Here is a 23,933-nt window from a genome sequence, read left to right as displayed (position 1 = left end):
CCTTACTGCTCTTCGCCGAGGATGGACGAGACTCGGAACATGCCGTCGGTTGCCTCGGGCGCGTTCTGCAGGGCCTCGTCGCGCGTGAGCACGTCTGCGACCTCATCGGGGCGCGTCACGTTGTTCAGAGGAATCGGGTGACTCGTGGTCGGCACGTCGGGCGTGGTGACCTCGCCCACCTTCGCGATATTCGTGAGGATCGAGCCGAGGTCGCTGGTGAGCGACGTGATCTCGTCGGGGGTCAGGGCGATTCGGGCGAGGCCGGCGAGATGCTGCACGGTTTCGGCCGTGATCTCGGTGCTCGCCGCGCTGGGTTCAGGCATGCTGCTCCATCGGGAGTGGTCTTCTGGGAACGCGTTCCATCCTATCGGCGGCGGTCGTACCACTGCCTCAGGGTTCGGACGCGGTCAGGTACCTGCCGAAGGCGCCATTGCGCTCCACGGAACCAACGGCAGCGGCGTATTCGCCCACGTGCCGTCGACATTCCAGAGGCCGGAGCACCCGCGACGATGACTCGTGATGAGATGGGCGTCGGCGATGCCGATCGCCGTCATCAGCGCGTAGACCGTCGTCGGGCCCACGAAAGCGAAGCCCCGGCGTTTGAGTTCGCGAGCGAGCGCGACAGACTCGACTGAGGTGCTGGGCACGTCGGCGTCGGTCACCGGCGCCGGCGATCGTTCAGGCCGAAACCCCCAGACGAAGGCGGCGAGCCCGCTCCCGGTCTCTGCGACCATGCGCTGCGCGGCCCGCGCGTTCGCAATCGTGGCATCGATCTTGCGTCGATTCCTAATGATCGACGCATCATCGAGCAGCCTCACGACATCGGCTTCGCCGAAATCGGCGACCCGGTCGATGTCGAACCCATCGAACGCGGCACGGAATGCTTCGCGTTTGCGCAGCACCGTCAGCCACGACAACCCTGATTGAAAGGCTTCGAGCGACAGGCGCTCGAACACGCCGTTGTCGTCAAAACTCGGCATGCCCCATTCGCCGTCATAGTACTCGGTCAACAGCGGATCTTGTGTTGCCCAGGCCGCCCGTCGCGGTGTCGGGGTGTCGCTCATGCAAGCTCCCATCTCGTCTGAGGCGGAGTGCTCTCGCGCCTCCAGTCGACGCTAGCGACCCGCTGCACACTTCGAATACCGAACCGGGACATCTGTGGATAACTCGGGCAGGCGCCGGTTTACTCCGGCGTCGCAGCTTCCGTTTCCGCAGACAGTCCGAGCGCGTCGGGCCCCTGGGTGACGAGCACTGCAAACTGCGCGGCATCGAGCACCGGAATGCCGAGGTCTTCGGCCTTCCCCAGCTTCGATCCGGCTCCTGGCCCGGCTGCGACGTAATCGGTGTTCTTCGACACGCTTGACGCGGCTTTGCCGCCGGCTGCGATGATCGCCTCCTTCGCCCCGTCTCGGGTGAAGCCGTCCAGTGATCCCGTCGCCACGACAATAAGGCCGGCGAGCACTCCCCCTTCGGCGACCGCTGCGCCCGGGCCCGGATGCCCGGGCGTGGCCCACTGCACTCCGGCCTCCGCCCAGCGATCCACGATCTCGCGATGCCAGTCGACGTCGAACCACGCCAGCAGCGACTCGGCGATAATGCCCCCGACGCCGTCGACCTGCGCAAGCTCCGCTTCAGTGGCCGCACGGATCACCTCGAGTGAACCGAACCAGTCGGCGAGCGCGCGCGCTGCAACCGGCCCGACGTGGCGGATATTCAGGGAGACGATCAGGCGCCAGAGCGGTTTGGTCTTCGCCCGCTCGAGTTCCGCGAGGAATGTCTCGGCATCGCGCGAAGCGACGACGCGCTCCTCCTGCGTGATTCCGGCTTTACGCCGCTCGGCAGCGGTCGCGCGGTCCCACGGCTCGGGGTAGAACTTCTCCGTCTTCTGGAACGGCCTGCGTCGCCGGGGTTCGCCGGTCGCGTCATCAAGGCGAGGCTCGCCCGTTTCGCTATCGCGAACGATCACTTCGATCGGCACGAGCTGGTCGAGCGTCAAGTCGAACAGCCCGGCTTCGGTTTCGAGCGGTGGGGCGGACGGAACTTCGGGCTGCGTCAGTGCGGCCGCCGTGATCTCCCCCAGCACCTCGATATCGAGGCCTCCGCGCGAACCGATGTGCTCGACGCGACCGCGCACCTGCGCGGGGCAGGCCCGCGCGTTCGGACAGCGGAGGTCGATATCGCCCTCTTTCATCGCGCGCAGCTCGGTGCCGCACTCCGGGCAGTGCTCCGGCATCTGCCACTCCGGGGCGTCCTCATCACGGAGCTCAAGAACTGCACCCAGCACTTCGGGAATCACGTCGCCCGCCTTGCGCAGCACCACGGTGTCACCAATGCGCACGCCCTTGGCTTTCACCACTTGCTGATTGTGCAGTGTCGCCTGGCTCACCGTTGAGCCTGCCACCTTCACCGGCTCCATCACGGCGTACGGCGTCGCACGCCCGGTGCGGCCGACCCCGACTCGGATGTCGAGCAGGCGTGTGTGCACTTCCTCGGGCGGGTACTTGTAGGCGATCGCCCATCGCGGTGCCCGGCTGGTCTCACCGAGTTCGCTGTGCAGCGCGAGTTCATCGATTTTGACGACGATGCCGTCGATCTCGTGTTCGACCGAATGACGGTGCTCCCCACGGTCTTCGATGAAGTTCGCGACGTCGTCGACGGTGTCGAACACCCGAGAATGCGGAGACACCGGAAGCCCCCACGATGCGAGCAGCGCATACGCATCCGACTGATTCTCGATGTGCGGGTCGGGCCAGGCACCGATGCCGTGCACGTGCAGTGAGAGTCTGCCCAGTCGATCGCGCATCAAAGCGAGGTCGGCTGCTGACTTCTTCTCTGCGCGCTGCCGCAAACTGCCCGCAGCAGTATTGCGAGCATTCGCGAACTCGGGATAGCGCACCGGAATCTGCTCTTCGGGGCGGCCTTTCTCGCGCTGCTCGGCGACGAAGGCGGCCTGGAGCTCGTGCTGGCGCTCGTTCAGTGCCGCGAAATTCGCGCTTGTCAGAAAGACTTCGCCACGAGCTTCGAAGAACGGCGGGAGGTTCTCACCGGTCAGCCGCCGAGGGATCACCGGGATGAGGTCGACGTTCTCCGTGATGTCTTCGCCGACGCGACCATCTCCGCGCGTCGTCGCGGTTTCGAGCACTCCATCGCGATACGCCAAACTGATGGCGAGGCCGTCGATCTTCAGCTCCGAGAGCCAGCGCACCGGTCGACCGGCCGACGCTGCCGCTTTCGCGGCCCACTCTCGAAACTCCTCGATGGAGAAGACATTGTCGAGACTGAGCATGCGTTCAGCGTGCTCGTGCTCGGGAAACCCGGCAGAGACCACCGCAGCGCCGACTTCGCGCGTCGGACTGTCTTGCCCGGCGAGTTCGGGAAACGCGCGTTCGATCGCCTCGAGGCGATGGAACATGGCGTCGTATTCCGCGTCGGAGACGAGACTCGCGGCCTCAGAGTAGTACGACGTGCGGAGACGCTCGATGTGCTCGGCAAGCCGCTCGGCCTCTTCGCGCGCCGAGTCGAAGTCTTGCGGGATCTGCTGCGTGTTCGTGCTCACGCTCCCAGTGTAGGAGCGACCACGGACAGTTATGCACTGACTGCAGCGGACTCCATCGAGACGGCACGATCGATGGTGAACTGGCCGAGCACCCGGGTGCCGACATAGAGCACTGCGGTCTGGCCGGGAGCAACTCCGAAGAGCGGCTCCGCGTGGTCGAGATCGATGTCGACGACGACTTCATGCGTCGCCTCGGCGCGGTGCTGCTCGGTGCGCTCCGACTCGACGATGGGCTCCAGTCGGGCGAAGGCCGGGACCGGGTCGGCGTGGGCGCGAATCTGTACCTCGCAGGCGAATCGTTCGGCGAGATCGAACCCCGGCTCGCCTGCCCAGCTGAAACGGCCGCCGGCGATCCGTGAGATCGCGAGATGTTCTTTCGGGCCGACGACGACCTGATTCGATACCGGCCGGATCGAGAGCACATAGCGCGGCTTGCCGTCGTCGGCGGGCCGGCCGAGCTGCAAGCCGCGGCGCTGTCCGACGGTGTACCCGTGAGCTCCGTCGTGCGTGCCAATGACGTCGCCCGCCTCGTCAAGAATCTCTCCCGGCGCGCGATCGACATGGTCAGACAGCCAGCCACGAGTATCGCCATCAGGAATGAAGCAGATGTCATGACTGTCGGGCTTCTGCGCCACTTGCAGGCCGCGCTCCGCGGCTTCCGCGCGAATCAGCTGCTTCGACGGTGTGTCTCCCAGCGGGAAGTAGCAGTGACGCAGTTGACGTTCGGTGAGCACACCGAGCACGTACGACTGATCTTTGGCCCAGGCACTGGCCCGGTGCAACTCGGGCCCGTGTGCCCCATCTTCGAGAGTGGCATAGTGCCCCGTCGCCACCGCATCGAACCCCAGCGCCATGGCTTTGTCGAGCAGTGCCGCGAATTTGATCTTCTCGTTGCAACGCATGCAGGGATTCGGTGTGCGGCCCGCAGCGTACTCGGCGATGAAATCGTCGACGACGTCTTCCTTGAAGCGCTCACTCAGATCCCACACGTAGAACGGAATGCCGAGCAGATTGGCCGCGCGTCGCGCATCCATCGCATCTTCGATCGTGCAGCAACCTCGAGATCCGGTGCGGATCGTGCCCGGCATGCGGCTCAGCGCCAAGTGGACACCGACGACCTCGTGACCGGCCTCAACGGCGCGGGCCGCCGCGACCGCGGAATCGACGCCACCACTCATCGCTGCCAGAATCTTCACCGCAACAGCCTACTCCCGCTTTGTGATCGCGTCGAGTCGCGCATCCGCCGCACGAGCATCAACTGAGTCCGGCTGCACGCGCCGACTCCAGTGCTGCCGGGAGAGCCGCGAGCAGCGCATCGATCTCTGCCGAATCGGTATCGGCCCCCAACGTGAATCGCAGCGCCCCCGCAGCTGTCTCGGGCTCCAGTCCCAGCGCAAGGAGCACGTGGGAAATCTCCGCGACTCCGGCTTGGCAGGCTGACCCGACAGAGGCAGAAACCCCGCCGGCATCGAGCAGATAGACCAGGGAATCCCCTTGGCATCCAGGGAACGTGAAGTGCGCGTTGCCCGGCAGGCGTTCCGGCCCGACCGGCGCGCCGCGAAGCACGGCCGTGCGGTCGACCGCACGAACACCCGAGATCAGGCGATCCCGTAACGCCTCGAGATGCGCGATGCGCTCGGCTCGCGGGGAGCCCGCCTCGTCAATCGCCAGGTCGAGTGCGGCGGCGAATGCAACGGCTCCCGCCACATCCTGGGTGCCGGATCGCGATCGCTGTTGGGTGCCGCCGTGGAGCAGCGGATCAGCGGTCACTCGGCGCCCGAGGAGGAGTGCACCGACCCCGACCGGACCGCCGAGCTTATGCGCGGAGAGGCTGACCGCGGCAGCCCCTGAGGCGCGGAAATCGATCGGGACCTGGCCGAGAGCCGACACCGCGTCGACGTGCACGGGGATTCCCTGCGCCGCGGCGATACGGCACAGTTCCGCGACCGGCTGCACCGTGCCGACCTCGTTGTTCGCCCAGAGAAAGCTCACGAGCGCAATCTGATCGGCCCCGTGTTCGCTGATGACCGATGCGAGCGCCTCGGGTCGTACGCGGCCCTCCGCGTCGATCGGCAGCCAGACGAGCTGAGCGCCCTGCGCGTCGCGCAACCACTCTGCGGCCTCGATTGTGGCGTGGTGCTCCCCCTCGGCAACGACGATGACCGAACCGGCTCCGGATCGCCGCCGCGCCCAGTAGATTCCTTTCATTGCCAGGTTGATCGACTCGGTGCCACTCGCCGTGAAGATCAGTTCGGCGTGGTCGCATCCGACCGCCCGCGCGACCCGATCTCGAGCGGACTCGAGCATCTCGCTGGCGCGTTGGCCGTGCCCGTGGGTTGATGCCGGGTTTCCGACGGTACGGAGCGCGGAGAGGTACGCGGAAATGACCTCCTCGGGCATCGGAGAGGTTGCGGCGTGATCGAGATAGGCGCGAGAGCCGGGCATGACGGGCCCGTCGATCAGTAGAGCAGGCTGGCGAGACGCCCGCGCGCGGCGATCACACGCGGATCCGCGACGCCGACCACTTCGAAGAGCTCGAGCAGACGCTCACGAATCGCGCTTCGCCCCGCATCGTCCTGGGCGGGGAACAGTTCGAGGAGTCGCAAGAACGCGTCCTCGACATGGCCGCCCGAGACATCGAGATCAGCGACGGCGAGCTGGGCCGCGACATCCGTCGGCGCGGCAGCGGCAGCCGACCGAATGCCATCCGTCGTCTGCCCCTGCAGGCGCTGCAGCAGCTTCACCTGTACGAGTGCCGCACGGGCGTCGGCGTCGGCGGGCGCCCGGGTGAGCACCGCTTCCCACTCCGTCACAGCGGCTGCATAGTCCCCGCGCTCCGCCGCCTCGACTGCGGCAATGTGCGCTTCCGGAATCTCCGGCTCAGCGGGCTCAGCCGGTGCTGCAACAGATCCCGCATCCGGCGCGTTCACGCGCCCGGTGACCCCGTGCTGCTCGGCGAGCTGCAACAGCTGCGCAAACATCTCGCGCACCTGCGCATCAGGAATCTCACCTTGGAACAGTGGTACCGGTCGGCCCCCGACGAGGGCAACCACCGTCGGCACCGACTGCGCCTGGAACGCCTGGGCCAGGCCAGGGTTCGCGTCGGCGTCCACCTTCGCGAGCAGCGCTCGACCGGCGAGTTCGCCGATCACCCGTTCGAGCACGGATCCGAGATTCTTTGCGGACTCAGATCGCTCAGCCCACAGCAGCACCACGACGGGAACGACGCTCGACAGCTGCGCGACCGGTTCGAACGACGCATCGGTGACATCGATGACCAGTGCGGGCACATCGACGACCGCAGGGGCTCCCTGACCGGTCTGCGCCGCGGCAGAAGCCGGAGCGCCCGCGGGCGCTCCGCTCTGTCCGCGCGCGGCGAGGTGGCTGAGGTCCACGCCTCCTCCAGGAATCCGCTCTGGCATCTGCTGGGTCATCTCACACGGTCCTTTCACCGGGTATTCGCGCGGCGCCGCACCCCGGCAGCCCGGGGTGCGACGCGCACACTCAGTTCGTAACGGCGACGAGCTCGCTCGTCACACCGAGGAGTTCGATCTGCGCGTCGTCGCCCTTACTGGGAACGAAGAAGAGCATCTGGTGTGCGACCTGCTGCACCAGCTTCTCCTGCTCGCCTTCGAGGCCAGACAGCGCGGTGATGGCGTCTTGCGCCTGCGGCTTGTAACGGCCACCGGCCGCGTCGACGATCTGCTCGTCGATCACCGTTGTCGCCACCAGCGCGCCACCGGCGCCCGTCGACAGCGCAACCACGGGTGCGTCGCCCTGACGCGCGAGCGCCGAGTACTTCATGGTCTGGCCCTTCTCGTCGGACTTCGCCTGGGCCGCCGCCGCGCGCGCCTGCCCATAGTTTTCGAGAATGGTGTCTCCGTCGAGGTCGAACGATGCCGCTTCGGGAGCCGCCGTTCCGTTTTGCAGCACCGCGGCATAGGCCGCACCCACTTGCTCAGGCGGAAGCACCAGGGTCGAAATGTCGTTCGCTAGGAGTGCCGTGCCGTCTTTCGCCGGAGCCGCCTGCGGCATGGAGATGCCGCCGCGCAACGCGATCACCCGTGAGACCTGAAAATTCTCGTGCGGGGACTCCTGCGTCAGAATCATCGCCAACGAAGGCGACATCTTCTCTTCCGACGCGCTGGCATCGGCATCGGCGCCCGCCGCGCCCTCAGCGCTCGCGTCAGCCGTGCCGTCGGCCGCCGCATCGGCCGTCGTCTGACCGGACGTCGAGGCCACTGTCACGAAGATGGTGCGAGGCCAGGACTCGGTGCTCTGCACCAGCGCGTAGTCGAGTTCGTCATCCGTGATTCGCGGCGGCACCACTGCGTAGTCGGGTACCGCTGCGCGAATCGCGTAGTTCGCCGTGCGTTGGGCGAGCGCGTCGTCCACAAACCGAGCATCAAGCGCCGTCGCGTCGAGTGCATCATCACCAGCATTAGCCGCTGCTGAGACCTGCTCGACGATGCGATGCAACTGGCTTTCGTTCACCGGCACGGGAGCGATCGACGACGACTGCTCAGAGGGCGTCGGCTCCGGATCCTGCGATGCGGAGCCGCCGATCTGCGGCCAGTACTCGGCGGAGCACCCTGAGAGTCCGAGCACCATCGCGAGACCGATCACCGGAACCCATCGCCGCAGGTGACGCCCGGTCTTGCGGTTGCCCCGCGCAGCGGTCAATGCCTGCTGTTGCTGCGACTCGTGCATCAGTTCTGCCCTCCAGCCGTCTGCGAATTCGTATCGGGTGCGCCGCTCGCGCTGCGGCGGCCTCGCCTACCGAACGCGTTGCGAATGCCCTGCAACGGGCCCCGACGACCGCGACGTGGCCCGAGGCCCCGGCGATCGTGATCGACCGCGAGCAGATAGAGGACCGCACCGACGATCGCGAGGAGAGCGCCTCCAGCCAAGAAAGGCCCCGCCAGAGGGGTACTGCGATCCTGCACCCAGACCAGCGAGAGCTCGCTGGGAATCGGGTCCGTTCCGTTCGTCGCGATAATCACGGACTGATCTTTCGCGAGTGCGACCGGAACACGCAGGGTCTCGTTCTCCGTGCCGTTGCCCGCGTCATCGATCGAGCGCGACTCGAGCCACAGGTCGCTGCCGCGCGGGTCGAGCCCAGCAGGGTCGGGCTCTGCTGAGGCCGCATCATCAGTGCCTGCGGTCGGCGCATCGCTGACCGCCGCGGGAATCAACGCGCTCAGCAGCCGCTGCGAACGCTGATCGACCGACAGCTCGGCATGCGGAAATGCGTCGACCCAAGCTTCGACGTCGCGCGTCATCGCCGTGGCCACGAACGCGTCTTGACCGGAGACGACCACGTTCGCCTGGCCTGGCAGCTTGGAGAATTCAGACCCGTTGACCACCGCGAACGGCGATTCCGACTGCGTGTCGACCGGAAAGCTGATCTCTGCGGGGCCGGCGAGAAAGGTGCGCTGCCCGAGTCCCAGAAGTATGAGCACGCCAGAGACCACCAGCACTGCAATCGCTACCGCATGTCGCACGGGAACTCCTCTACATTGGCATCGGTTCTCGCTAACGCAGCAACAGCCTCGCCGCCCGAACACGATTCTTCAACCTGCAACGCTACCGGAGCTTCCCTGGGTTGGCATGAACACTTCACCAGAAAGCACACGCGCGGGCCCGTTTCGTGACGAATCGACCCGGCCCGCGCACCCCCTCGTACGCTATCGTTGGGAAGCAATTCTGTACGCGCTGCGACCCGGTTTCGGGAGTGCGACGTTTCGACACCCAGACACCGGAGGGCCCGTGTCCGAACCAGCCCAGCCTTTCACCCCTGCGTTTCGCGGATACAACCGCGACGAGGTCGACGAACGCGTCGGCGCACTGACCGGCCATATCTCGACGCTACAGGCGCACATCGAGGCCCTGCAGACCGCACACCAGCAGGTATCGCACACCGGCGAGCAGCAGCGGCAGCTCATCTCGGACCTCCAGGAGCAGGTTGCAGAACTCGGTGCCTCGGGCTATTCGGGTCTCGGGCTTCGCGTCGAGAAAAGCCTGCAGGTCGCCGAAGATCACGCGCAGCGACTCATGGCGCAGGCCGACCTCGATGCCGAGAAACTGCGCCGTGATTCGGAGGCCGAAGCGCAGCGGGTGCTGACGCAGGCGCAGCAGCGGGCCGACGAGCAGATGACATCGGCTTCCGAGCAGGCCGAGATCATCTTGACCGGAGCACGCAACGACGTCGCCACGCAGAGCGCAGCAGCCGAGACCGAGCGTGCGCGTCTGCTCGACGAAGCCCGGCGCGAGGCAGAGCTCACGCGTGCCGCAGTCGATCGCGAGACCGTCTCGGCACGCGAGACCGCACACCGCGAGACGCAGGCCGCCATCGCGGCCGCGCAAGCCGAGGCTGACCGACTGATGTCTGAGGCACAGGCAGCGGCGCTCGAACTGCGAACCCAGACTGAAACTCAGGCAGAGTCGTTCACCCGCCAGCGAGCAGAGAGCGAACGCGAGGCAGAGCTCGAGCGCTCCCGCCTCGTGCAAGACGGTGAGCGGGCCCGCGCAGAGTTCGATGCACGTCGCCAACGCGAGGAAGCGGAACTTGAGGAGCGATTCACCGAGCAGCAGCGCGCGCTCGAAGCAGACTTCGACGGACGTCGACGCGCCCTCACCGCTGAAGAGGAGACCCTGCGCGGCCGCATCGCGCAGGAGCGCACCGAGCACGACACTGCGATCGCGCAGGAGCGGAGCGAGCACACGCGGCGCATCGCCACCGAAGTGCAGGCGCACACTGATCGCATCGCGCAGGAGCGCGCCGAGCACGAGGCCGCGATCGAACGCGAGCGCGCTGCGCTCTCCGAGGAGCTCGGCACGCTCGCCGCACAAGCCCAGCGCGAGCGGGAACGCGCCGACAGCATCGCGTCAGAAGATCGCGAAGCCGCATCGACGCGCCTCACCGCCGACCTCGCGGATCAGCGCAGCGCGCACGAATCCGCGATCGAACACGAAGCTGCGGCCCACCACGACGCACTCACCCAGCAGCGCGACACGCAAGACGCCGCGCTCGCGGAAGAGCTCGCGCAGCATCGCACACTGATCGCGCGAGAGCGCGACGAGCACGACACCGCAATCGGGGCCGAGCGCGTGTCGCACGAGGCTCGTTTGCGTGATGAGCAGGATCGCCAGGAGGTACGACTCTCCGACGAGTTGGCAGCGCATGTCTCACGCATCGCGCAAGAGCGCGAAGCCCACGAAACCGCTCTCACGGAGGAGCGCGAGGCGCACGAGACCACCCTCACTGCGGAACGCTCAACGCACGAGTCAGCGATCGCCGAAGAACGGCGTGCGCATGAACACGCCATCAGCCGTGAACGCGCCGATCACGACGCGGCACTCACCGATGAGCGTCAGACGCACGAGTCGCAGATCACCGCAGAGCGCGAGGCGTGGGCCACCGAGCAGACCGACCAGCGCGACCAGCTCGATCGCGAGCTCGCCTCCGCTACGGAGGCGCACGAGGCGCGTATCGCCTCAGAACTCGCGACTCACGCTGAGAAACTCGGAACGGACCTGGCGGAACATCAGGACCGATTGATTTCGGAGTGGGACGAACACCGCAATCGCATCGCCGATGAGCTCGCCGCTCATGAGCGCAGCGTCGCCGATGCTCGCGCCGCGCAGCAGCGCGAGCACGAACGCGCGGAAGCCGATCACGCGGCACGGATCTCTGATGAAAGCACCGTGCACGCCGAACGGCTCTCGGCAGCGCGCCACGAGCACGAACAGCGCATCGCCGATGAATCCTCAGCGGCGGACGAGCGGCTTCGCATCACCCGTGATGAGGCAGCGTCGGCACTCGGCATCGAGCGAGAGTCGCTGGAGCTGCGCATTGAGCGAGATCGCGCGAAGCTCGATGACGACCTGCAGCGGGAACGCGCAGAGCACGAGCGCATGCTCGCCGCTGCCGCCGAACAGCACGCCGCCGATCTCGCACGCGAGCGCGATGAGCGCACCGCGGCGAGCGAGCGCGATGCAGCCGCACTCCGCGCATCGGTCACCGAGGAAACCGATCTGCTGCGCGTCGAGACGCTGGCGGAGCTCGCGGAGCACCGCCACGCCGAAGAGACGAGCCTCGCACAGTTGCGAGCCGATGCCGAAGACGCCGTGCGCCAGATGACCGAGCGGATCGAGACCGAGAGCGCTGCATTCGCGACGTCGACGGCTGAACAGCGCAAGTCGGTCGAGCACGACCTCGCCGAACGCCAGCGCGCCGCCGCCGAGACCGCGCAGCGCGAGCTCGATGCGACTCGCGCCGAACTCGCCGAGCTCCGCATGCAGCTCGACGCTGCTCGCGAGGAGTACGAGCGGCTCAGTGCCGACGCGACGCAAGACGCACGCCAGGTGCGCGCATCGGCCGAGCGTCAAGCCGCGGACATTGTGCTCGAGGCCGAACGGCGCGCGCAGACCACCTTCGCTTCCGCGGAAGATCGCGCGACGAAGGTGCTCGCGGCCGCAGAAGACCGCATGACGCAACTGAAGGTCGAGCGCGGTGCCGTTGCCCGCTACTTCGAGAGCCTCGGCGAGGTCATCACGAACGCACAGAAGATGAGTACGGTCGCGGGCCGGCTCGTCGAGCAGCCGGTTGCCGAGTCGCTCCAGCAGGAGGACGCGGCGGCGAACGCTTCCGAGGCCGCGGGCAACGCGCAAGCCGGCGACGCAACGCCTCAGGGGTGACTGACGGACGGAGTCGCGGCGATCACCGCTGCAGGCGATCCTCCGTGACTTCGCCCGGCAGCGGTGTCGACGCGGTCCCGACCGCTGCGACGATCTCGTCGAGCACGCGTCGCGTCTGCTTCTCCCCCACCCACAAGTGTTTGCCGCCCTCGACATTGACGAGACGCATGCGAGGAACTGAGGCGAATCGCTGCGACGCCTCCTCAGGTCGCAGATAGTCGTCAAATTCGGGAATGAGCGCGACGAGTTCGGGAGCCGCCGGTTGCCACGCCGCGACCTCCGCCGATGTCGCGCGATGCAACGGGGGTGACAGCAGAATCGCACCGTCGATGTCATGCTCGAGCCCATACTTCAGGGTCAGCTCAGTGCCGAACGACCAGCCCACCAGCCAGGGGTGCGGAAGTCCACGCGACTGCACCAGATCCATGGCTGCGGCGACGTCGAACCGTTCCTCGATACCCTCACTGAACGCCCCCTCGCTGGTACCTCGCGGGGATGATGTGCCTCGCGTGTTGAACCGCAGGACCGCGAGATCCGCGAGTTCGGGGAGCCGGTTCGCCGCTTTGCGCAAAACGTGGGATTCCATGAATCCCCCGGCAGTCGGCAGCGGGTGCAGCGTGACGAGCGTCGCCAGAGGCTCGCGGTCGGCCGGAAGCGCCAACTCACCGTACAGCGTCAAACCATCCGCCGTGTGCAACTCGATGTCTTCTCGACGCGCGCGCAGCACCGTATTACTGGAAATCTCGATCATCAGTGTCTCCCTGTCATCGCGGCCGAACTGCTCCAGCCTAGCTCGCCGCGAAGCTGCACTCTGGCAGGATTGAGATCATGACCATCACCGCAGCAGCAGACGGATCCGCACTCGGCAACCCCGGCCCCGCAGGGTGGGCGTGGGTCATCAACGGCGACCAGTGGCGTGCGGGCGGATGGCCACGTGCCACCAATAATCAGGGTGAACTGATGGCGGTGCTCGATCTACTCAATGCCACGGCAGAGCGCAGCGATGAAGCGCTCCATGTGCTGTGCGACAGTCAGTACGTCATCAACTCGGTCACGCAATGGATGCCCGGCTGGAAGCGACGGGGATGGCGTAAGGCCGATGGCAAGCCTGTGCTCAACCGAGAGCTCCTCGAGCAACTCGATGCCGCGCTCACCGGGCGATCCGTGTCGTTCGAATGGGTGAAGGGGCACGCCGGCCACGAGCTCAATGAAGCGGCGGATCAGCGCGCCCGTGCTGCAGCCACCGCGTTTCAAGCCGGAAAGCAGCCCGATCACGGCCCCGGATTCGCGGGCGCGGCTCCGATTCGCAATGTCGACGTCGCCCCGGTCGAGGCTCCCCCTACACTCTTCTAGCGCAGACGCCAGCAGTGTGCGTGGTAGTGCCGTCGATCGCGGACTGCCGATTCGTCGCCAAAGATATCATCGGCACGCCACGCCACAATATGAGCCTGGCCTGGGGGCACATCAGTACCGCAGGCCGGGCACCGATACGCTTTCTCCGCACGATGCGACGGAATATCACGCACGAACCATTCAGCACCGGAGCGGGATTCGCGACGCGCGCCTCCATGTGCGAGACGTGAGACATCACTCACCGGTTGCAGAGCGGCACGCTGGTACTTATTCGGTCGACGGCTCTTCGCCATGGCGACCGATCACCACCAGTGGTTTGCCGTCCAGAAGCTGTATGCGGCGCTCCAGCTTCCGTACCGTCCCACCGCGTACCCATTGGCCCAGGTGAGGTTGTCAACGGGGTCGTACCCGTTGCCCGGAACCTTGCTGCACGGCAACGCCTGAATGAGCCCGCATGCCCCCGAACTCGCGTTCGTCGCGTTCGGGTTCAGGCTGCTCTCGCGCTCAGCGATATACACGACATACGACCAGTCGGCTTCAGCGATTCCCGCTGCAGCCATCCACTCAGCCATCGACCCGCCACCCGTGTATTTGGGTGGCGCACCGGCGCTCTCGGAGGCCCCTGCCGATTGTTCAGAGTCCGCAGTTCCTGCGGCCTTCTCTGCTGCGGCTTTCTCTGCTGCTTTCGCCGCTGCTTCGGCTTCCTGCTTCTTGCGCACTTCTTCAGGGTCGGGAAGTTCGACGACTCCGACATTCGTGTACACGAGGTCAGCGTCTTCCGACGTATTCGGGGTGAATTCCTGATGGATCCGCTGCTGGAAGGCCATCGCCTCAGCATCAGCCGGCGCGCTGGGCATTGCGAACGGAGCAACCACGGCCGCTCCCAAGAATCCGGCGACAGCGAGGCCGGCGACCGGAGCGCGCAGGCGGGTCCATCGCGAGAGGGGATTTCGATTCAGTGCAGACACAATATAACGATTGTATCTCAGCGAAGCCGAGCCGACAAGCGACGCTTCACGGCGCCTGAGGGCGCTCGCCTCATCGCGTCGCCAGGATCAACTCGACGACTCCGTCGAGCAGCGCGTCGACCTGTTCTTCGTCGTACCCGCGCCACTGAGAATGAAACACCACATCACGCACTTCCGCCGGCTTCAAGCCGAGTTCACGGCGCTCGAACATCTCCGAAACCCGATCGAGGAACGCATCGACCTGCGAGCGGCGGTAGCCGGTGGCGAAGAGGCCACGGCGACGGAATCGCTTGCCTCGGGGCCGGTGGATCCGCCCCCGAACTTCAGAGAGCAGCTGGCGCGTCTCATCCCACCAGGCGTCTTCACCTGCAGCGCGCACACGCGCGCGACGCTCGCGTTCGTAGAAGACTTCTTCGAGTCGGTCCATGGCCGCATCGACGTAGCGAGCCGCGTACCCTCCCCGCTTCACCGGAAACGCTGTGCGACGAACCGACTCAGAGGTCATGGCTTCCGCGGACCCTGCCGCGGCCTCGTAAGCGCTGCGTGCAGACGACAGGAACTGATCGACCTGCTCCTGCTGATACCCGAGCTGGGTTCCGGTGGCGAGGGGAAACGAGGTATGCACCCGTCCAGTCTGCACGGTCTGATCGGCTGATCCCTGTGAACGGCGGGCCATCAGACCACCCCCAGAATGAGCGCGACACCGTAGACGCCGACGGCAGAGGGCAGCAGCGAATCCAGGCGATCCAAAAAGCCACCGTGGCCCGGAATCCAAGAACTCATGTCTTTCACACCCAGGTTTCGTTTGATCAGGGACTCGGTGAGGTCGCCACCGGTGGCCGTGAAGAGCACTACCACGCCGATGATGACGCCGACCCACCAGGGTTGGTGCAACGCGAACACGGAGACCAGCACACCGGTTCCCGCCGCGACGGCTGCGGCTCCAGCGAACCCCTCCCAAGTCTTGTTCGGGCTGATGCGCGGCGTCATCTTATGCTTTCCGAACGACACCCCGGCGGCATAGGCGCCGACATCGACGGATACGACGACCAGCACGAGCGCGAAGACCCACCATTCGCCGTGCTCCGCAGCGACCAGCAGTACCGCGAACGAGGCAAGAAACGCCACATACACGATCGTGAAAAGCCCCGAGAACACATCGCGGACGACCGTCTTCGGAGGCGCCTCCCAAGCCGGCACCAAGCCTTCGACCAGTCGCCAGACGATGAGCACGAGAGACCCGGCGAACAAGCCGAGCAGCATGCCCTGGGCCCCCCAGAACGCCGCACCACCGACGACGACGAGCCCGCCGACGACCACCCCGATGCGCGGCACGCGCCGGCCCGCGACCCGAAACGCCGACGCGAGTTCGACGAGTGCAATGGCGACCAGGGCAGCGACCAGCACGACGAAGATCTGCTTGACCAGAAGCAGGCTCGCCAGGAAGACGCCTCCGAAGACGACACCCGACCCGATGGCGAAGACGAGATTGCGGCCCGCGCGCGCCTCGATGCGCGCATTGGTCGCTTCGAGCTGCGCACGCGTCGATTCGATCGCCGTGCGCAGCTCATCTCGCTTCTCCGAGCCGGCCATGCGCGATCAGACCTCCAGCAGCTCGGCCTCTTTGCGCTTGAGCGCATCATCGATCTGGTCGATGAACTGCTTCGTCACGGCCTCGAGCTCCTTCTCGGCACGCGAGATCTCGTCTTCACCGACCTCGCTCTTGAGCGCGTCGAAATCGTCCTTGCCCGAGCGACGCACGTTGCGGATCGCCACACGAGCGTCTTCCGCCTTACCCTTCACGATCTTGACGAACTCCTTGCGGCGTTCCGCGGTGAGTTCGGGCAGTGACACACGGATGACCGTGCCGTCGTTCGACGGGTTCGCACCGAGGTTCGGCATGTCACGGATCGCCTGCTCGATGTCCTTGAGGGCACCCTTGTCGTACGGGGTGATCAGCAGGCTGCGCGCATCCTGATTCTGCACTGATGCCAGTTGGGGCAGCGGGGTCGGCGTGCCGTAGTAGTTGACCTGCAAGTTCTGCAACAGCGATGGGTTCGCACGGCCGGTACGAACCGTAGCGAAGCTCTCCTTCGCGGCTTCGACCGCACGGGTCATGCGCTCCTTGACGTCGGCGAAGACTTCATCGATCACGGTGTACTCCTTAGTGATTTCGCTCGTTGTTCCAGCTTAGTGGGCACGGCTCCGCGGCCCACCCGCCCGCTCGCAGGTCAGGCGTGAACGAGGGTGCCGAGGGTCTCACCGCGAACCGCAGCGGTGACGTTGCCGGCGGGCTCCATGCCGAAGACGCGCATGGGCATGCCGTTGTCCATGCAGAGACTGAACGAGGTCGAGTCGACAACCTTCAGCCCGCGCACGAGTGCATCGTTGTAAGTGATCTTCTCGATGAGGGTGGCTTCAGGGTCGTGACGGGGATCAGCGGTGTACACCCCGTCGACGCCGTTCTTCGCGACGAGCACCTCGTCGGCTTCGATCTCGAGTGCGCGCTGCGCAGCTACCGTATCCGTCGAGAAGTACGGCAGGCCCGCACCCGCGCCGAAAATGACGACGCGTCCCTTCTCAAGGTGGCGCACCGCGCGAAGAGGAATGTACGTTTCTGCAACCTGCGTCATGGTGATCGCGGACTGCACGCGGGTTTCGACACCCGCCTGCTCCAGGAAGTCTTGGAGCGCCAGCGCGTTCATGACCGTGCCGAGCATGCCCATGTAGTCGGCCCGAGCACGGTCCATGCCGCGCTGCGAGAGCTCTGCACCTCGGAAGAAGTTTCCGCCGCCCACGACGACGGCAACCTCGGCATCGTTCAGTGCTGCGGCGATCTCGCGGGCGATCTGACTGACGACGTCGGGATTCACTCCCAACGTGCCCCCGCCGAAGGCTTCTCCCGAGAGCTTGAGCAGAACTCGGCGCTTGCGATCGGCGGTCTTCGTCATGTGGGGTTCTCCTTGAGTCGATCTCTGCGGCGCGGGCGCCGGTGGGCCCCGTATGTACCCGAGGCCATAATAGTGCGGACACAGCACGGGACCCGGGCCATTCGGCCCGGGTCCCGGTGTCAGTGGCTAGGCGCCGACCTTGCTGCGAGCGAAGCCGGTCACGGTGATGCCAGCGGCTTCAGCAACCTTCTTGACCTCGCGCTTGTCTGCGTCGAGAGCGTGAACCTGCTCGTTGAGCGCGACCTGCTTGAAGTACGCGGTCAGACGACCCTCGACGATCTTGGGCAGTGCCGCTTCGGGCTTGCCCTCGTTCTTCGAGATCTCGGTGACGATTGCACGCTCCTTCTCGACGTCGGCCTCGGGCACGTCCTCACGGTTCAGGTACACCGGATCCGCGAACGAGATGTGACGGGCGATGCTGAGCGCAGCCTCGGCGTCGTCGCCCTCGTAGCCCACGACCACGCCGATCTGCGGCGGCAGATCCTTCGAGGTCTGGTGCAGGTAGACCGAGGTCGCGGGGGCCTCGACGCGCGAGACCTTCCGGATCTCGATGCGCTCGCCGATGATGGCGGCCTCATCGGTGACGACGTCAGCGACGGTCTTGCCGTCGAGGGGTGCCGCGAGGGCCTCCTCGACGGTGCCTGCCTGCGCCGCGACGATGGCGTCGAGCACGCGGTCGGCGAGGGCGATGAACTTCTCGTTCTTCGCAACGAAGTCGGTCTCGCAAGCGAGCTCGATCATCGTGGCAGAACCCTCGGCCTGGCGCACGGCAACCAGACCCTCAGTCGCCTCGCGGTCGCCGCGCTTGGCGACGCCCTTCAGACCCTTGAGACGCAGAATCTCAATGGCCTTCTCGATGTCGCCCTCAGCCTCGACGAGTGCGTTCTTGCTGTCGAGCATGCCGGCGCCGAGGCGTTCGCGCAGCTCCTTCACAGCGGCCATGCTTACTGCAGCCATGTGTGACTCCTTCAGTGGTCGTTCGGTGAACGGTCAGAGATTATTCGGCGGCCGGGGTCTCGGCAGCGGCCTCGGCCGGAGCCTCTTCCGCGGCGGGAGCCTCAGCAGCGGGTGCCTCTTCGGCGGGAGCCTCAGCAGCTGCCGGAGCGTCAGCATTCAGCAGCTCGACCTCCCACTCGGCGAGCGGCTCAGCGGCCTGCTCAGCGCCTTCGGCAGGCTTCTGGTGGCGCTCCATGAGGCCCTCAGCAGCAGCATCGGCGATCACACGGGTGAGCAGGGCGACCGAGCGGATCGCGTCATCGTTGCCCGGGATCGGGTAGGTGACCTCGTCGGGGTCGCAGTTGGTGTCGAGGATCGCGATCACGGGGATGCCGAGCTTCTTCGCCTCGTCGATTGCGAGGTGCTCCTTCTTGGTGTCGACCACCCAGAGCGCCGAGGGGGTCTTGCCCATGTTGCGGATGCCACCGAGCGACTTCTGCAGCTTCTCGAGCTCGCGCTTCTTGAGAAGGAGCTCCTTCTTCGTGAAGCCGCTGGTGGTGCCCTCGAAGTCGAGCTGCTCGAGCTCCTTCATGCGCTCCAGACGACCGGTGACGGTCTGGAAGTTCGTGAGGAGGCCGCCGAGCCAGCGCTGGTTCACGTAGGGCTGGTTCACGCGAGTGGCCTGCTCGGAGATGGCCTCCTGAGCCTGCTTCTTCGTGCCGACGAAGAGGATGTTGCCGCCACGGGCAACGGTCTGCTTCACGAAGTCGTATGCGGCGTCGATGTAGCCGAGCGACTGCTGCAGATCGATGATGTAAATGCCCGAGCGCTCGGTGAAGATGAAGCGCTTCATCTTCGGGTTCCAGCGACGAGTCTGGTGTCCGAAGTGGACGCCGCTGTCGAGCAGCTGGCGCATGGTAACGACGGCCATTGCCGTCCTCCTGTTCTGGGCGCCCATATGGACGCACCCATTGCGGTTATCATCGGCCGCGGAATGCGGCCCGATCCTGGTGCCCTCGGGATCCGCCGCCCCACTCGTGATGAGCGAGGACCGGTGACGTCTCTCCGATGCGTGGGCACGCGAAGTCACCTCTGACAAGGTGCTGAACCAGCATACACCAGCCCACGCCGTCCATCACTCGCCCACACCCCGGCGATTCCGGGCACGATCGCGATTGCTCCACAGATTCCCGCGCGAGCACCCACCGCTGGTCTCGCCCCCGGACAGACTGTCGTCATGACTCCCCCGGCACGCACGCATCGGCCCGCCAGAGCCGCCCGCCTCATCATGTGCATCGCAATCATCGGCGTCACCGCATACTCGGTGACCGGCGCATCGACATCCGCGAACGGCGCATCTGCCGAGAGCGCGGTGCCCCGCTGGATCCCTCCGCTCGGTATCCCCATGGAGATAGCGGCCCCGTTTCGCGCACCGGAGCACGACTATGGGCCGGGGCACCGCGGCGTCGATCTCAGCGCGGATCCGGGATCGGAGGTCAGAGCCCCCGCGCCCGGCACCGTCGCATACGCAGGCACAGTGGTCGATCGGGGTGTCATCACAGTACGGGTGGATCACTCCACGCGGTACTCCATCGAGCCAATCGTCGCTGCCCTCAGCGTCGGCGACACCGTCGGGCTCGGCGCGCTCCTCGGCACCGTGAGCGGAGGCGGGCACTGCGATGCGGAGTGCGTGCATATCGGGGTCAGGGTCGACGACATATACGTCGACCCTGCCAGATATTTCTTCGATCGCCCGGTACTGCTCCCCTGGTGATCGCCTCCTTAGGCGCGCGGATGCGCCTGCCGGTACGTCTGGGCGAGCCGCTCGGTCGACACATGCGTGTAAACCTGTGTGCTCGCGAGACTGGAGTGCCCGAGCATCTCCTGCACCACGCGCAGGTCGGCTCCACCATTCAAGAGATGCGTGGCCGCCGAGTGCCGCAGCGTGTGCGGGCCACGCGGCCCGCTTCCGGGCTCCGACTCGAGCTCCCGGGCAACCATGCGGTACACCGTGTTGCTCGACATCGCGGCGCCCCGATTCCCGAGGAAGACCGCGTCGGAAATCGCGCGCACTGATGCCACGGCAGCTCCACTCGCCGCGGCACGTGAGGCGAGCTGGGGTCGCCCGGTGCGGAGGTAGACGTCGAGTGCCCGAGCTGCGGGTGCCCCGAACGGCACCACGCGCTCCTTGTTGCCCTTGCCGATGACCCGCACCGTTCGCTCACGCAGGTCGACACCGTCGAGCACGAGCACGCACAGCTCGGAGACCCGCAGCGCAGAGGCGTAAAGCAGCTCCAATACGGCAAGATCGCGCATCGCTTCAGGGTGCTCCGCATCGCTTCGTTGCGCGACACGATCGATGAGCCGTTCCACGCGTACGTCGGTCAGCACCCGGGGAAGGTTTCTCGGCGCTTTCGGGGCCCGGAGTCGTGACGCGGGATTACCCGGAACCAAGCGCGCACGCTCGAGCCAGGTGCCGAATGATTTGAGCGTCGCCACGTTTCTCGCCAGAGTCGCCGACGCGAGTCCCCTCTGCTGGCGATCCCACAGCCAGGCACGCATCAGCTCGATATCGCACTCCGAAAGCGTGCTCGCATGGTGCGCGTCGGCGAAGGCCACGAACGCGTCGAGATCGCGTCGGTACGCACGAATCGTGTGCTCCGAGTAGCCGTATTCGAGGCGCACGGCATCGAGAAAGCCCCCGACAGCGGCGGCAATCGATTCAGACGCGCTCATATCCATATTCTCGCGCCAAGCGACGCCTGAGTGCGAACACCCCACGAAACACCCCTGCCCGATCGGAGCGAAAGATTCCGAATGGGGAAATATTCCGCAGCCCTGCGTCGTTGCATATATGCGCGGGCATATAACCCGTCGATGCGGAATCGCACCGAAAGCAGACAGGAAAGCAGGTCGTACATGTCCAAGTTCGAGAATCGGGTCGCGATCGTCACCGGTGGCGGCAGCGGAATCGGTGCAGAGATCTCTCGCGAGCTCGCTCGCGAAGGCGCTTCCGTGGTGGTCACCGATATCAAGCTCGAGTCCGCTCAGACGGTCGTCGATGAGATCGTCGCGGCCGGCGGCACGGCTGCGGCCTTCGCCCAGAACACTGCGAAGTGGGAAGACTCAGAGGCGGCGGTCCGATTCGCTCAAGAGACGTACGGCGCATTGCACCTTGCCGTCAACAACGCCGGCATCGGCGCGGCTCCCGCGAACATCGGCGAGTACGACATCGACGCCTGGGATCGAGTGCGCGCGGTCGACCTCGATGGGGTGTTCTACGGCCTGCGGTTCCAGTTGCCCGCGATCGTCGCGGCGGGAGGGGGCGCTGTGGTAAACATGGCATCCGTGCTGGGCTCGGTCGGCATCGCCCAGAATGCGGCCTATGTCGCCAGCAAGCACGCACTCATCGGTCTCACCAAGGTGGCGGCGCTGGAGTACTCGGAGCAGGGTGTGCGCACGAACGCCGTCGGCCCCGGGTTCATCGATACGCCGCTGGTGCGCGCATCTCTCTCACCCGAAGCCCTCACCGCACTGGAGGCGGAGCACGCCACGAAGCGGCTCGGAACCGACCGTGAGGTCGCCGCGTTGACCCTGTTCCTGCTGAGCGACGACGCTTCGTTCATCTCGGGCAGCTACCACCTCGTCGACGGTGGCTACTCCGCTCACTGAGCGACCTCGCCGATGCGCTGGCGGGCGATCTCCGAGAGGCGCCCGTGATCGCCCGCCAGTGCCGCGAACCCGTATCGATCGAATCGCTCAGAGGAGGGGCAGGAGAATCGGTTCAGTCGTCGAGCCCGCTCCCGCACCCCCGGAATGCCCGGGGAGCTCCCGCGAGACCGCCACGGGGCCGGCGCCGGGCCGCCCCGTGAGAAAGCCTTGAATCTCGTCGAAGCCTTCGTGTCGCAGTATCTCCCGCTGCTGCTCCGTCTCGACACCCTCCACCAGAACGGTCGCGGTCAGTGCATGCCCCAGAGCCAGAATTGCGCGCAGCACGTCGCGGGTGCGGGACGGCTGCAGGCTTTCGTACAGCACTGACCGATCGATCTTGACCCGGTCGAAACCGAACGAAAGCAGCGTATCGAGCGAAGAGAAACCGGTGCCGAAGTCGTCCAGCGCAATGAGCACGCCCAACTGCTGCAATTCGGCGAACGTCTCGATGACTTCGCGACGGTGCGAGATCATCGTCGATTCGGTGATCTCGAGCTCCAGATTGCGCGGCTCCAAGCCGCTCTCGGCAAGCGCACGCGTGACCACGTCGACGAACGTGCGATCCGTCAGCTGCGACGCCGAGACGTTCACCGCCACCCGCGCGTCATCGCGCCATCGCGCAGCATCTCGGCAGGCGCGTCTCACCACCCATTCGCCGAGTTGCACGATCGTTCCGTTCGCCTCGGCGAGCGGAATGAACTCTCCGGGATTGAGCAACCCCAGGATCGGATGCTCCCAGCGAATCAACGCTTCCCAGCCCACCACGGCCTCATCCTTGAGCGACGATTGCGGCTGGTACTGCAGCGTGAATTCTCCACGCGCGATGGCACCGAGTATTTGCCTGCCGAGGAAGCGGCGCGATGCCGAATGTTCGAGCAACCCGTCACGGTAGAGCATCGCTCGATCGTCACTGCGCTCTTTGGCGTCGTACATGGCCGCGTCCGCGCGCACGAGCAGTTCAGAGATGTCGCTCGCGTCTCGTGGGAAGCGCGCAATACCGATGCTTGCCGGAATCACCCGGGTTCTCCCGTCGAAGCGCACCGGCTCCCGCATGGCCGCACTGACTCCTTGCGCGAATTCCTCGACCGCCTGTTCGTCCGGTGCAAGCGCCGCGGCAGCGAACTCGTCGCCGCCCAGCCGGGCCGTCACGATGCCCAGATGCGTCCGGCGGTGCAAATTGTCGGCCGTCGCGCGGAGCAACTCGTCTCCGGTCGCGTGACCGAGCGTGTCGTTGATCTGCTTGAATCCGTTGAGATCGATAATGCTCACCGCGAATGGTGCGGAGTCGCCCGCCCAGCGCGTGAGCTCCGCAAGGAAAGCCGATCGGTTCCACATACCGGTGAGTGGATCAGTGGACGCAGCCCGCCGCAGCGCGTTCGACGCTTCGCGGGCGACCGTGACGTCGCGCGTGATCTTGGCGAAGCCGATGACAGTATCTGCGTCATCACGCACCGCGTTCACCGTGACGTGGGCCCAGAATCGCGAGCCGTCTTTGCGCACCCGCCACCCCTCGGTCTCGAATCGCCCCTCGCGAATCGCTTCGCTCAGGATGCGATCGGGAAGCCCATCGGCGCGATCTTCGCCGGTGAAGAACGCTTCGAACGACTTCCCGATGATCTCATCGGGCCGATACCCCTTGATGCGCTCGGCGCCGGTATTCCAACTCGTCACCACTCCCTCCGTGGAGAGCAGGTAGATGGAATAGTCCTGCACTGCCTCCACGAGAAAGCGGAACATCTCAGCGTCGCCTTGCATTAC

At 65.9% G+C, this 23,933-nt stretch carries 23 protein-coding genes; 4 read left to right on the top strand and 19 right to left on the bottom strand.

Annotated features, from left to right (window positions below):
- Window positions 1-2 precede the first annotated feature (2 nt).
- The 8 genes from gatC to AMS67_RS18060 form a co-directional block, all read right to left on the bottom strand.
- Window positions 3-323, bottom strand: a complete 321-nt coding sequence (gatC, locus tag AMS67_RS15715; protein ID WP_075201448.1) for an Asp-tRNA(Asn)/Glu-tRNA(Gln) amidotransferase subunit GatC — start codon at window positions 321-323, stop codon at window positions 3-5.
- Between the two features lie 84 nt (window positions 324-407).
- Window positions 408-1,064: a DNA-3-methyladenine glycosylase I gene (locus AMS67_RS15710; RefSeq protein WP_053388182.1), complete on the bottom strand. Its 657-nt coding sequence runs from the start codon at window positions 1,062-1,064 to the stop codon at window positions 408-410.
- A 119-nt stretch (window positions 1,065-1,183) separates the two neighbouring features.
- A complete protein-coding gene (ligA, locus tag AMS67_RS15705; protein WP_053388181.1) occupies window positions 1,184-3,556 on the bottom strand; it encodes an NAD-dependent DNA ligase LigA in 2,373 nt (790 codons plus the stop codon).
- A 29-nt stretch (window positions 3,557-3,585) separates the two neighbouring features.
- Window positions 3,586-4,752 (bottom strand): tRNA 2-thiouridine(34) synthase MnmA, encoded by a 1,167-nt coding sequence (gene mnmA, locus AMS67_RS15700; RefSeq protein WP_053388180.1) that lies wholly within the window; start codon window positions 4,750-4,752, stop codon window positions 3,586-3,588.
- 58 nt (window positions 4,753-4,810) lie between these two features.
- Entirely contained in the window at window positions 4,811-6,001 is a 1,191-nt protein-coding gene (locus AMS67_RS15695) for a cysteine desulfurase family protein (RefSeq protein WP_053388179.1), read from the bottom strand.
- A gap of 14 nt (window positions 6,002-6,015) precedes the next feature.
- Complete coding sequence (locus AMS67_RS15690; RefSeq protein ID WP_053388178.1) at window positions 6,016-6,990, bottom strand: tetratricopeptide repeat protein; 975 nt, start codon at window positions 6,988-6,990, stop codon at window positions 6,016-6,018.
- A 70-nt stretch (window positions 6,991-7,060) separates the two neighbouring features.
- Window positions 7,061-8,266 (bottom strand): DUF8094 domain-containing protein, encoded by a 1,206-nt coding sequence (locus AMS67_RS18065; protein WP_241488115.1) that lies wholly within the window; start codon window positions 8,264-8,266, stop codon window positions 7,061-7,063.
- Window positions 8,266-9,060 (bottom strand): hypothetical protein, encoded by a 795-nt coding sequence (locus AMS67_RS18060; RefSeq protein ID WP_241488114.1) that lies wholly within the window; start codon window positions 9,058-9,060, stop codon window positions 8,266-8,268. Before AMS67_RS18060 ends, AMS67_RS18065 begins: the two co-directional genes overlap by 1 nt.
- 265 nt (window positions 9,061-9,325) lie before the next feature.
- On the opposite strand from AMS67_RS18060, the gene AMS67_RS15680 reads away from it, so the two are divergent.
- Window positions 9,326-12,256, top strand: coding sequence for a hypothetical protein (locus AMS67_RS15680; RefSeq protein WP_053388177.1), 2,931 nt, complete (start codon window positions 9,326-9,328; stop codon window positions 12,254-12,256).
- Between the two features lie 22 nt (window positions 12,257-12,278).
- Here the strand turns inward: AMS67_RS15680 and AMS67_RS15675 are convergent, their stop codons facing one another.
- The gene (locus AMS67_RS15675) at window positions 12,279-13,007 is read right to left on the bottom strand and encodes an alpha/beta hydrolase (protein ID WP_053388176.1); all 729 of its coding nucleotides are present in this window, start codon (window positions 13,005-13,007) and stop codon (window positions 12,279-12,281) included.
- A gap of 77 nt (window positions 13,008-13,084) precedes the next feature.
- Between AMS67_RS15675 and AMS67_RS15670 the strand changes: the two genes are divergently transcribed.
- Window positions 13,085-13,609, top strand: coding sequence for a ribonuclease H family protein (locus AMS67_RS15670; RefSeq protein WP_053388175.1), 525 nt, complete (start codon window positions 13,085-13,087; stop codon window positions 13,607-13,609).
- Here the strand turns inward: AMS67_RS15670 and AMS67_RS18435 are convergent.
- The 8 genes from AMS67_RS18435 to rpsB all read right to left on the bottom strand — a co-directional run bounded on the left by AMS67_RS18435 (window position 13,606) and on the right by rpsB (window position 19,395).
- Window positions 13,606-13,902 carry an Rv1322 family protein gene (locus tag AMS67_RS18435; RefSeq protein WP_075201447.1) on the bottom strand — a complete coding sequence of 99 codons (297 nt, stop codon included), beginning with the start codon at window positions 13,900-13,902 and terminating at the stop codon, window positions 13,606-13,608. The two genes, AMS67_RS15670 and AMS67_RS18435, sit on opposite strands and share 4 nt — an antisense overlap.
- A 9-nt stretch (window positions 13,903-13,911) precedes the next feature.
- On the bottom strand, window positions 13,912-14,577 hold the full coding sequence (locus tag AMS67_RS15665; RefSeq protein ID WP_053388174.1) for an aggregation-promoting factor C-terminal-like domain-containing protein: 666 nt from the start codon (window positions 14,575-14,577) through the stop codon (window positions 13,912-13,914).
- 70 nt (window positions 14,578-14,647) lie between these two features.
- Window positions 14,648-15,202 (bottom strand): DivIVA domain-containing protein, encoded by a 555-nt coding sequence (locus AMS67_RS15660; protein WP_075201479.1) that lies wholly within the window; start codon window positions 15,200-15,202, stop codon window positions 14,648-14,650.
- Between the two features lie 50 nt (window positions 15,203-15,252).
- Window positions 15,253-16,170, bottom strand: a complete 918-nt coding sequence (locus AMS67_RS15655; RefSeq protein WP_053388172.1) for a phosphatidate cytidylyltransferase — start codon at window positions 16,168-16,170, stop codon at window positions 15,253-15,255.
- A gap of 6 nt (window positions 16,171-16,176) precedes the next feature.
- Window positions 16,177-16,731 (bottom strand): ribosome recycling factor, encoded by a 555-nt coding sequence (gene frr, locus AMS67_RS15650; RefSeq protein WP_053353298.1) that lies wholly within the window; start codon window positions 16,729-16,731, stop codon window positions 16,177-16,179.
- Window positions 16,732-16,808: 77 nt separating this feature from the next.
- Complete coding sequence (gene pyrH, locus AMS67_RS15645) at window positions 16,809-17,528, bottom strand: UMP kinase (RefSeq protein WP_053353299.1); 720 nt, start codon at window positions 17,526-17,528, stop codon at window positions 16,809-16,811.
- Window positions 17,529-17,654: 126 nt separating this feature from the next.
- Complete coding sequence (gene tsf, locus AMS67_RS15640) at window positions 17,655-18,485, bottom strand: translation elongation factor Ts (protein ID WP_053388171.1); 831 nt, start codon at window positions 18,483-18,485, stop codon at window positions 17,655-17,657.
- 40 nt (window positions 18,486-18,525) lie between these two features.
- On the bottom strand, window positions 18,526-19,395 hold the full coding sequence (gene rpsB, locus AMS67_RS15635) for a 30S ribosomal protein S2 (protein WP_053353301.1): 870 nt from the start codon (window positions 19,393-19,395) through the stop codon (window positions 18,526-18,528).
- A 306-nt stretch (window positions 19,396-19,701) separates the two neighbouring features.
- On the opposite strand from rpsB, the gene AMS67_RS15630 reads away from it, so the two are divergent.
- A complete protein-coding gene (locus tag AMS67_RS15630; protein WP_075201446.1) occupies window positions 19,702-20,238 on the top strand; it encodes a murein hydrolase activator EnvC family protein in 537 nt (178 codons plus the stop codon).
- 8 nt (window positions 20,239-20,246) lie between these two features.
- On the opposite strand, the gene AMS67_RS15625 is transcribed toward AMS67_RS15630, so the two are convergent.
- Window positions 20,247-21,200 carry a tyrosine recombinase XerC gene (locus AMS67_RS15625; RefSeq protein ID WP_053388169.1) on the bottom strand — a complete coding sequence of 318 codons (954 nt, stop codon included), beginning with the start codon at window positions 21,198-21,200 and terminating at the stop codon, window positions 20,247-20,249.
- 183 nt (window positions 21,201-21,383) lie between these two features.
- Between AMS67_RS15625 and AMS67_RS15620 the strand changes: the two genes are divergently transcribed.
- Complete coding sequence (locus tag AMS67_RS15620) at window positions 21,384-22,136, top strand: SDR family NAD(P)-dependent oxidoreductase (protein WP_053388168.1); 753 nt, start codon at window positions 21,384-21,386, stop codon at window positions 22,134-22,136.
- An 87-nt stretch (window positions 22,137-22,223) separates the two neighbouring features.
- Here the strand turns inward: AMS67_RS15620 and AMS67_RS15615 are convergent, their stop codons facing one another.
- Entirely contained in the window at window positions 22,224-23,930 is a 1,707-nt protein-coding gene (locus AMS67_RS15615) for a putative bifunctional diguanylate cyclase/phosphodiesterase (protein ID WP_053388167.1), read from the bottom strand.
- Between the last annotated feature and the right edge of the window lie 3 nt (window positions 23,931-23,933).

This window comes from Leucobacter japonicus (assembly GCF_001273855.1).
GTDB classification, from domain to species: Bacteria; Actinomycetota; Actinomycetes; order Actinomycetales; family Microbacteriaceae; genus Leucobacter; species Leucobacter japonicus.
Note: the sequence above shows the minus strand (reverse complement) of the source record. Positions and strands in the feature narration are given on the sequence as shown.